We start from the raw sequence: 8810 nt of genomic DNA, 5'->3' as shown, positions 1-8810 counted from the left end.
TGAACTATCGATTTGAGCTTTCCTATTCTTCTCGCTCATCACGCCCACCTAAGATCAGGCCGCGCCACTTGCTTGAGCAATCTTTTGAGGTCGATCGATGAAGCTGGAAATATTCCGCACCCTCTGGGGCTATACCGCGAGCAGGACTCAGGCTCTGGAAGAACTGCTCGAAGCCGGGTTCGACGGGATGGAGGCTCGACTGCCACTAAGCGCGGCAGAGCGTGCTGAGTTCGCGGCGTTCCTGCGGGCCAATCAGGTGGGCTATATCAGCACCGTCTTCACCGCTTACGACGTGCTGCCGGAACAATCCGCCACGGTCGCCGAACACCTCACCGATCTGGACAAAAAACTGGGCTGGGCCAGTGAGCTGTCGCCGCGCTTCGTCAACGTGCTGGCCGGTAATGACCGCTGGCAGTTGCCGCAACAAGTGGAGTTCTTCGGTCAGGCTCTGGAACTGGCGCGCAAGCACGGTCAGTTATGCACCTTCGAAACTCATCGTTCGCGCTCGCTGTTCAATCCGTGGGTGACGCTTGAACTGATTCGGCAATTGCCGGACCTGCGTTTCACCAGCGACATCAGCCACTGGATCGTGACCTGCGAGCGCTTGCTCAATGATCCGGAAGACGACCTGAGCGCTTTCGTTGAACGCGTCCATCACATTCAGGCCCGGGTCGGCTATGACCAGGGCCCGCAAGTACCGCATCCCGCCGCACCGGAATACGCAAAAGAACTGGCCTTCCATCAGCAACACTGGGAAGCGATCTGGCGCTCGCAACAGGAGCGCGGCTATCAAGTCACCACGCTAACGCCAGAGTTCGGCGCCGATGGCTACTTGCATCACCTGCCCTTCACCAATGTCCCGGTGGCCGATTTGTGGTCGTTGAACACCTGGATGGGCAAAACCGAACGCGAACACTTCCAGCGCTTCACCCAATCCACCCGCCGCTAATGGAGCCTGTTGTCATGCCGGATCACTCTCAAGCCATCGCCAACTTCAACAGCATTCCGGTTGTGGATATCGCCGGGCTGTTCAGTCCCGATATTGCCCAGCGTCAGGCGGTGGCCGAAGAGCTCGGCAAAGCGGCGCGGGAAGTGGGCTTTCTGTACATCAAGAATCACGGCATTGATCAGCAGTTGATCGATGGCTTGCGTCAGGCGGCCAAGGATCTTTTCGCCCAGTCGCTGGATTACAAGATGCAGCATTACATCGGCACGTCGCGCAGCCATAAAGGCTTCGTGCCGGAAGGCGAAGAGGTGTATGCCAAAGGCAAACCGGATCATAAAGAAGCCTTCGATATCGGCTTTGAAGTGGGTGATGAAGACCCGCTGGTGATCGCTAAAACTCCTCTGATCGGCGCCAACGAATGGCCGGACCTGCCGGGTTTCAAGCCCGCCGTGCAAGCCTATTACGCGGCGGTGTTCGCCCTGGGTCGGCGTCTGTTCGATGGCTTCGCACTGGCACTCGGGCTGGAGGAAGGTTACTTCGACGCGATGGTCACCCGCCCGCCTTCCAAGCTGCGCCTGATCCACTACCCCTTTGATGACGCCGCACAGGACGCGCCCGGTATTGGTGCACACACCGATTACGAGTGCTTCACGATCTTGCTGGCCGACAAACCCGGCCTGGAAGTGATGAACGATCTGGGCCAATGGATCGACGCACCGCCTGTGGATGATGCATTTGTGGTGAATATCGGCGATATGCTGGAGGTGATGACCGCTGGTACGTTCGTTGCAACGGCCCATCGGGTCAGAACCGTCAGCGAAGAACGCTATTCATTTCCACTGTTCTACGCCTGCGATTTTCATACGCAAATCAAACCGTTGCCGCAATTCGCCAAGGCAGGCGCACAGGATTACGAGGAGATCACCATCGGCGAACACATGTTCGGCCAGGCACTGCAAACCTATCAGTACCTGCGCAGAAAAGTGGAGAACGGCGAATTGAAGCTTTATGAAAAAGCCCGCAAGCCTTCGAGCTTTGGCCATTTGAAAAACCAGGCATCAGAACCGCTCTGACTGGCCCGAATATCCTTTTCACAACCCTGACGTGCCTTACCTTTCTCTACTTTGGAGTCCTCGACGATGCGCAATAAAAAGAACATTGCTGTCCGCTTGACCGTGCTTGCCGCCGCCGTGTTCGGCGCGACGCTGGCGCACGCCGCCACTACCGTTACACCGGGCGTGTTCAAAGTGGGGATGGAGATCACCTATCCACCGTTCGAATCCTATGACGAGAAGAAAAATGTCGTCGGCTCCGATCCCGAACTGGCGCACATGCTCGCCAAGCACATGAACCTCAAGGCGGAATTCGTCGACACCAAGTTCTCCAGCCTGATCCTCAGCCTGAACTCGGGTCACTACGACGCAATCATTTCTGGCATGTACATCACGCCAGAACGTCAGACTCAGGCACAAACCATTGCCTACGCCAAAACCGGCGCAGCAATCATGGTCCTCAAGGACAGCAAGGTTAAACCCAAGGTGCCGGAAGACCTCTGCGGCCTGAAAGTCGGACTGGAGAAAGGCACGACCTGGGTTGCCCAGTTCAACAAGCTGTCAGTGGATTACTGCGTGCCGAACAACAAAGGCGCAATCTCGGTCAGCGAGTTCCCGTCGGCCCCTGAAGTCACTCAGGCGCTGCTGTCGGGCAACGTTCAGGCACAAGTGGAAATCGACGGCGCGGCCGGCATGATCGCCGAACGCACCAAAGGCCGCGTGGTGGTCAGCACTGAGCATTCGATCTATCAGCAGACCTTGGGCATCTACGTGAAGAAGGGCAACGAGGAGCTGTATCAAGCGCTGCTCAAAGCCTTCGACGAAACCAAGAAATCCGGTGAATACGACGCGCTGTTGAAGAAATACAACCTGGAAGCGCCGGGTAATTAATTCACAGCATAACCCTGTGGGAGCGATGACGTGGGACCGGCTTTAGCCGGGAGAGGCCAGTACATTCAAGACATCTGCATCGCCAGGAATGCCGCTTTCCCGGCTAAAGCCGGTCCCACGTCAGCTTGCAGGCAAACATAGAATCTCCCACAGCGATCTGCGCTAATCAGGATGCGGTGTACATGCAATTCGAATGGGCTTACTTTTTTTCTCTGTTCTCGATGGTGGACTTCTGGAAGTCCTGCATCACCGTTATTCAGCTCAGTGCTCTGGGCTGGTTTATCGGCATGCTGCTGGGATTTCTGCTGGCTTCGGCCAAGCTGTCGGCGTCGCGCTGGATCCGTATTCCGGCGTCGATTTATATCTGGTTCTTCCGCAGCGTCCCGCTATTGGTGCTGGTGGTGTTCATCTACAACCTGCCGCAGATGCTGCCGTTTACTCGCGACCTGTTCTCCGACCCGTTTTATTCAGGCCTGTTTGCGCTGGTGGTCACGGAAGCGGCGTACATGGCGGAGATCCATCGCGGCGGGCTGATTTCCGTGGCCAAAGGTCAGAAGGAAGCCGGACGTGCGCTGGGTATTGGTGTGCTGGGCATGCAGCGTTTGATCGTAATTCCGCAGGCATTCCGTATCTCGCTGCCAACGCTGATCAACGAATACATCACCGTGGTCAAACTCACTTCGATCATCTCGGTCATTTCCCTGACCGAACTGCTGACCGTAGGGCAACGACTGTACGCACAGAACTTTCTGGTCATGGAAACGCTGTCAGCCGTGGCGGTGTATTACGTGATGATCGTCACCGTGTTCGGTTGGCTTTTTCACTGGCTGGAACAGCATCTGGAACTGAACAACCGCAAGCCGCAAACCCTGGACGACGCCAGCGTGCAACAACTGCGCGCCAGTCTCCCGGCCGTCGTTTCGAAAGCAGCTGCACCTGTTGAAAGCGGTCTTGCGCCAGCGCTGCAACTGCACACGATTCATAAAAGTTACGGCAAACATGAAGTGCTCAAGGGCATCAATCTGGACGTGGCTGTCGGTCAGGTGATTTCCATCATAGGCCCGTCAGGCTCGGGCAAGACTTCGTTGATTCGCACCGTCAACGGGTTGGAAAGTATTGATGACGGCGAGATCATTCTGTTCGGCGAAAGCTTCATTCACGCGGGTGACAAGCCGAACAATCCGCAGATTCGGCGCGGGGTACAGCGCATCGGCATGGTGTTCCAGAACTTCAATCTGTTCCCGCACCGGACGATCCTCGACAACGTCACCCTCGCCCCGCGTTATCACGACCGTGACCGGGTGATCAGCGAGCAGCGCGCCTACGCATTGCTGGACAAGGTTGGCCTGTTGGCTCATGCACACAAGTATCCGCATCAGTTATCCGGCGGTCAGCAACAACGCGTCGCCATCGCCCGCGCTCTGGCGATGGACCCGCAGATCATGCTGTTCGACGAACCGACTTCAGCACTGGACCCGGAGCTGGTGGGAGACGTGTTGAAGGTCATCAGCGACCTGGCGAAGGAAGGCATGACCATGTTGATCGTCACCCATGAGATGGACTTCGCCATGTCCATTTCAGACCGGGTGATTTTCATGGAGAACGGCGTGGTCCAGGCCGATGCCGGACCGCAGACCATTCGTGCGGGACAGGCGGGGGAACGGGTGATGCAGTTTATGGGGCTGGATCGTTAATACACTCCCCGTTGATATGACGACGTGGGACCGGCTTTAGCCGGGAAGCTGCCTATCTGACGCCACACATTCAGCGGCTGTCCCAGCCTCTTCCCGGCTAAAGCCGGTCCCACGTCAACAGTAGTTTCTGCAGAAGCGAGGATGATGCAATCAGGCCTTCAGCAACTTCGCAGGCGCTTCGCCCAGATCCCAGAACAACCCGGTCGCGGCTTTCAGGCCTTGCTCCACAACACTCTCAAGCAGGTGTTCATCCGGTGCGTGCTGTTTGCAGGATGGATAGGAGTGGGGTAGCCAGACCGTCGGCAAGCCCAATACATCAGCGAAGCAGTGGTTGGGAATCGTCCCGCCCAGGTTTGGCAAAATGCTCACCGGTTCACCCAGACTCTGACTCACCGACTGCTGCACAAAGCCGACCCAGGGGTGACGCGGATCAAGACGCGTCGCCGCATAACCACCCTCGATATTGATCTGCACGCTTTCAAAGCCATGCTGATCCAGATGCTCGCGCAGGTTGCTCTCCAGCGATTGCCAGTCAGTGCCGTCGACAAAACGTAACTGGCACACCGCTTCGGCCCGCCCTGGAATTGCCCCGATCACCTTGACCGTGCTGCCGGAAGACAAACCAACGATCTCAAGGGTGTTGCAGCCGAACAGTTTTTCGCCCGTGGTCAGGCCCGGTTCGCCCCAGTTCGGGTTGAGCTGCGGGTCAAAGCTTTCGCCACCCACCGGCAGATCACGAATCAGCGCCGATACGTATTCCGGCATGGGTGCCGGACGCAGGCATCCCGCGAGTAAATCGCCCTGAGCAGAAACCAGCGATGACAACGCGTGACCCAACACGATGGCCGGGTTGGTAATAATCCCGCCCCAGTTGCCCGAATGGCGGCTGCCGTTACCGGTGTCCAGCGTCAGGCGGAACTGGCAGACGCCACGGGAGCCGAGGAACAATGTCGGCAGATCGTGTCGTACACGCGGGCCATCGGAGGCCAGAAACAGGTCGGCGGCCAGCTCTTTTGCGTTGTCACGGCAGGCTTGTTCAAGCCCCGGCGAACCGACTTCTTCACTCATCTCGAAAATGATTTTCAGGTTGTAGCCGAGCTTGCCTTCGCGCGCCTGCAAAACCGCTTCGAGCGCGGCCAGATTGATGCTGTGCTGGCCCTTGTTGTCTGCCGTACCGCGACCATAGATGCGCCCTTCCTTGATGCTCAATTGCCAAGGGGCGGTGCCTTCCTGCCAGAGTTCGTCCTGGCCGCTGGTGACGTCGCCATGGCCGTAAGTCAGCAAGGTCAGCAAGGCCGAGTCTTCAATTCGCTGGGCGAACATCAACGGTGGCTTGCCGCTGTGCGGGTTTTCGACAAAGCGGCAGGCGAAACCCAGCCGAACCAGCAACGGTTGCAGCTCGATCAGTAAATAATCACGCAACGGTTGCGCACACTCTGGGTTCTGGCTCTCGGTACGTTGCGCGACGCGGCGGCTTAGGGTCTGAATAAACGCGCCGGAATTCAGGGTGTGAACGGCAAGCTCAATGGCGTGCTCTCGGGTGTGCAGAGGGGTTGAAGACATCAGGATTACCTTTCACGGGGCCGTTCAGTCGCGCTGAAATCAGCTCGACCAGCAATGAAATCAAGGGTAACGTTGCCGCCTGACTTGCAACAATTATCAAGTTTGCAAGCTATCCTTGCCTTTGGAACAAACCAGATCTGCACAGCGATGAAGCAGGAATGGGGAGCTGATATGCATGATCTGCCGCTGCGTTATTTCCACAGTGTGGCCCGGACCGGTTCGTTATCGGCAGCGGCCGAAGAGCTTCACGTCGCGGTGTCTGCGGTCAGCCGCCAGATCAGCAACCTTGAAGAAAACCTCGGTCTGCAGTTGTTCGAACGCAAGCCACGCGGCATGCAACTGACCGAGCCTGGTGAGTTACTGCTGGCCTATGCCACGCGCAACATGCTGGAAGTGAAGAACGTAATCGCCGAAATGCGCGGCGTGAACACCTTGCAGCAGCACCGGATTGTGCTGGCCTGCCCGGAAGGAATGGCGTGGGAATTTTTGCCGAAGGTCACCGCAGAGTTTCGTAACTTCCACCCTGGCGCGAGTTTCGATGTCCACGTGGTGGACGCGGCCCGCGCATCGCAACTGGTCAAGGAAGGTTCGGTGGACATCGCCCTGACCTTCAGCCTGACACCGACTCAAGGCGTTGAAATCTTCCTGAGTTGCGACTCACCCATCAGCGCGCTCATGCCCGCCAGCCACCCGCTCGCTACCCGTGAATCCCTTGAGGTGAAGGACCTGCGAGATTGTCCGCTGGCCCTGCCCTACACCGGCTCGACCCTGCGCTATCTGTTCGATATCGCCTGTCACTTGCAGGGCATCAACATCGTGCCCGCCTACACCAGTCAGTCGTTGGGCACGATCTATAGCGTGGTTCGTTACTCCCGGGATGTAATTGCGCTGTGCGGCACTGTTACCGTCAGTGGCTCCACAACTCGTGACAATCTGGTGCTGGTGCCCATGAGCGACCCGCAGTTGCGCCAGCGCAGCCTGCAAGTGCAGATTATGGCCGGGCGCAAACTGCCGGTGTTGGTGCGTTACTTTCTGAGTTTTCTGGAAGAGCAACTGGTGACGGCGAGCAATATCACGAACAGTTGATCCCCCCTCTGTAGGAGCTGCCGAAGGCTGCGAAGCATTTTTCCTGACACACCGCCATCGCAGCCTTCGGCAGCTCCTACAAGTCCTGTGTTTGACGTGCTGTCAGGCCAGCTTCAGCTGTCGACGGATTGCGAACAGGGTGACCAGACTGACCATGCCGGTGACGAGCAGGTAATAGCTCGGCGCGAGGTTGTTGCCGCTGGCACTGATCAGCCACGCGACGATGAAGGGCGTGAAGCTGCCGAACACCGTAGTGCCGATGTTGTAGCTCAAGGCCATGCCCGTGGCGCGCACCTGGGTAGGAAACAACTCGGACATCAAGGCAGGCAGGCCACCGAAGTAGATCGCCTTGAGGATGCTCATCCAGAACAGTACCGCCAACAACACCAGCAACGTCGGGTTGGCTGCCAGCCAGGAAAACGCCGGATAGATGCTGAGGATGAAGATCACCGATGCGCCGAGCATGATCCGGGTACGACCCAACACGTCGGACAGATGACCAATGAACGGCGTCAGGATGGTCAGCACCAGCCCGCTGAGCAGCGTGCCCGCGAAACCGATGGATGCGCTCAGGCCCAGCTGTTTGACGGCATAGGTCGGCATATAAATGATCACGTACGTGGCCGACGTCGACAGCACCAGCGCGCCTACGGCGAGCAGCATGCGGTACTTGTGCGCCTTGAACAGCTCGCCCACAGGCGCATGACTGCGCTCGCTTTCCTTGAACTCCCCGGCCTCTTCGATGTGACGGCGGATGTACAGACCGACCGGACCGATCATCAAGCCGAACAGAAATGGAATGCGCCAGCCCCAGGATTCAAGCTGGTCCACCGTCAACGTCGTAGTGAGCAACAAGCCGAAGCCTGAGGCGAGCAAACCACTGATGCCCTGGCTGGCAAACATGAAACTGGAAAGCAGCCCTTTGCGCTCCGGAGCATGTTCCACCAGCAAAGCCGTGGCGCTGCCAAATTCACCGCCCGCAGAAAAGCCCTGAATCAGGCGTGCCAGGAATATCCCGATCGGCGCCCAGATGCCGATAGCCGAGTAAGTCGGCATGATCGCAATCAACAGCGTGCCGAGCATCATCAGCCAGATCGATACCAGCATCGCTGACTTACGCCCGACACGGTCGGCATAGGAGCCCAACACGGCTGCGCCCAAGGGCCGAATCAGGTAGGAGAGTGCGAAAGTCCCCAGCGCCAACAGCAACGAGACCGTCTCGTCAGCGGTGGGGAAAAACAGTTTGGAAATGGTGATAGCGAAGAAACCGTAGACGATCAGGTCGAACCATTCCAGAGCATTGCCAATCGACGAGGCGATCACCAGTTTGTACAGCTTCCCCCTGGACATCGGCAGTGTCGCGGGAGGCTGGGCCGCTACGTGCGCAGTTGTCATGCATGGTTCTCCAACTCGTCAAAGAATGGGTCTATCCCCCCTGACGAGGTGGCTGACCTTTGACGTGATGGTAGGGGCGCACCACCTTTCCCACAATTATGCATTTCAGAACATTTCATTGCCTTGGGCGCAAAGCTTGGGTGCAACATTTTGGCTTTTTTGAGCGTTATTGGTGCTCTGAAT

General features: G+C 57.7%; 7 protein-coding genes. 5 read left to right on the top strand and 2 right to left on the bottom strand.

What is annotated here, in order from left to right; all coding sequences use genetic code 11:
- The first annotated feature begins 97 nt into the window (after window positions 1–97).
- The 4 genes from H8S59_RS24515 to H8S59_RS24500 all read left to right on the top strand — a co-directional run bounded on the left by H8S59_RS24515 (window position 98) and on the right by H8S59_RS24500 (window position 4583).
- Window positions 98–949, top strand: a complete 852-nt coding sequence (locus H8S59_RS24515; RefSeq protein ID WP_095102656.1) for a sugar phosphate isomerase/epimerase family protein — start codon at window positions 98–100, stop codon at window positions 947–949.
- A 14-nt stretch (window positions 950–963) separates the two neighbouring features.
- A complete protein-coding gene (locus H8S59_RS24510; RefSeq protein WP_187523093.1) occupies window positions 964–2019 on the top strand; it encodes an isopenicillin N synthase family dioxygenase in 1056 nt (351 codons plus the stop codon).
- 66 nt (window positions 2020–2085) lie between these two features.
- The gene (locus H8S59_RS24505; RefSeq protein WP_095102662.1) at window positions 2086–2889 is read left to right on the top strand and encodes an ABC transporter substrate-binding protein; all 804 of its coding nucleotides are present in this window, start codon (window positions 2086–2088) and stop codon (window positions 2887–2889) included.
- A 182-nt stretch (window positions 2890–3071) separates the two neighbouring features.
- Entirely contained in the window at window positions 3072–4583 is a 1512-nt protein-coding gene (locus H8S59_RS24500) for an amino acid ABC transporter permease/ATP-binding protein (protein WP_187523092.1), read from the top strand.
- A gap of 150 nt (window positions 4584–4733) precedes the next feature.
- On the opposite strand, the gene H8S59_RS24495 is transcribed toward H8S59_RS24500, so the two are convergent.
- A complete protein-coding gene (locus H8S59_RS24495) occupies window positions 4734–6146 on the bottom strand; it encodes a M20 family metallopeptidase (RefSeq protein WP_187523091.1) in 1413 nt (470 codons plus the stop codon).
- A 171-nt stretch (window positions 6147–6317) separates the two neighbouring features.
- Here H8S59_RS24495 and H8S59_RS24490 point away from each other — a divergent pair, with 171 nt between their 5' ends.
- Window positions 6318–7232 (top strand): LysR family transcriptional regulator, encoded by a 915-nt coding sequence (locus H8S59_RS24490; RefSeq protein WP_187523090.1) that lies wholly within the window; start codon window positions 6318–6320, stop codon window positions 7230–7232.
- A gap of 102 nt (window positions 7233–7334) precedes the next feature.
- Here the strand turns inward: H8S59_RS24490 and H8S59_RS24485 are convergent, their stop codons facing one another.
- A complete protein-coding gene (locus tag H8S59_RS24485; RefSeq protein ID WP_246475599.1) occupies window positions 7335–8627 on the bottom strand; it encodes an MFS transporter in 1293 nt (430 codons plus the stop codon).
- Window positions 8628–8810 lie beyond the last annotated feature (183 nt).

This window comes from Pseudomonas folii (genome assembly GCF_014357575.1).
Classification (GTDB): domain Bacteria; phylum Pseudomonadota; class Gammaproteobacteria; order Pseudomonadales; family Pseudomonadaceae; genus Aquipseudomonas; species Aquipseudomonas folii.
Note: the sequence above shows the minus strand (reverse complement) of the source record. Positions and strands in the feature narration are given on the sequence as shown.

What these genes read in the sequence shown, in the direction of transcription:
- H8S59_RS24515 (WP_095102656.1), top strand. Translation starts at nt 98, where the DNA reads ATGAAGCTGGAAATATTCCGCACCCTCTGGGGCTATACCGCGAGCAGG.
- H8S59_RS24510 (WP_187523093.1), top strand. Translation starts at nt 964, where the DNA reads ATGCCGGATCACTCTCAAGCCATCGCCAACTTCAACAGCATTCCGGTT.
- H8S59_RS24505 (WP_095102662.1), top strand. Translation starts at nt 2,086, where the DNA reads ATGCGCAATAAAAAGAACATTGCTGTCCGCTTGACCGTGCTTGCCGCC.
- H8S59_RS24500 (WP_187523092.1), top strand. Translation starts at nt 3,072, where the DNA reads ATGCAATTCGAATGGGCTTACTTTTTTTCTCTGTTCTCGATGGTGGAC.
- H8S59_RS24495 (WP_187523091.1), bottom strand. Translation starts at nt 6,146, where the DNA reads ATGTCTTCAACCCCTCTGCACACCCGAGAGCACGCCATTGAGCTTGCC.
- H8S59_RS24490 (WP_187523090.1), top strand. Translation starts at nt 6,318, where the DNA reads ATGCATGATCTGCCGCTGCGTTATTTCCACAGTGTGGCCCGGACCGGT.
- H8S59_RS24485 (WP_246475599.1), bottom strand. Translation starts at nt 8,627, where the DNA reads ATGACAACTGCGCACGTAGCGGCCCAGCCTCCCGCGACACTGCCGATG.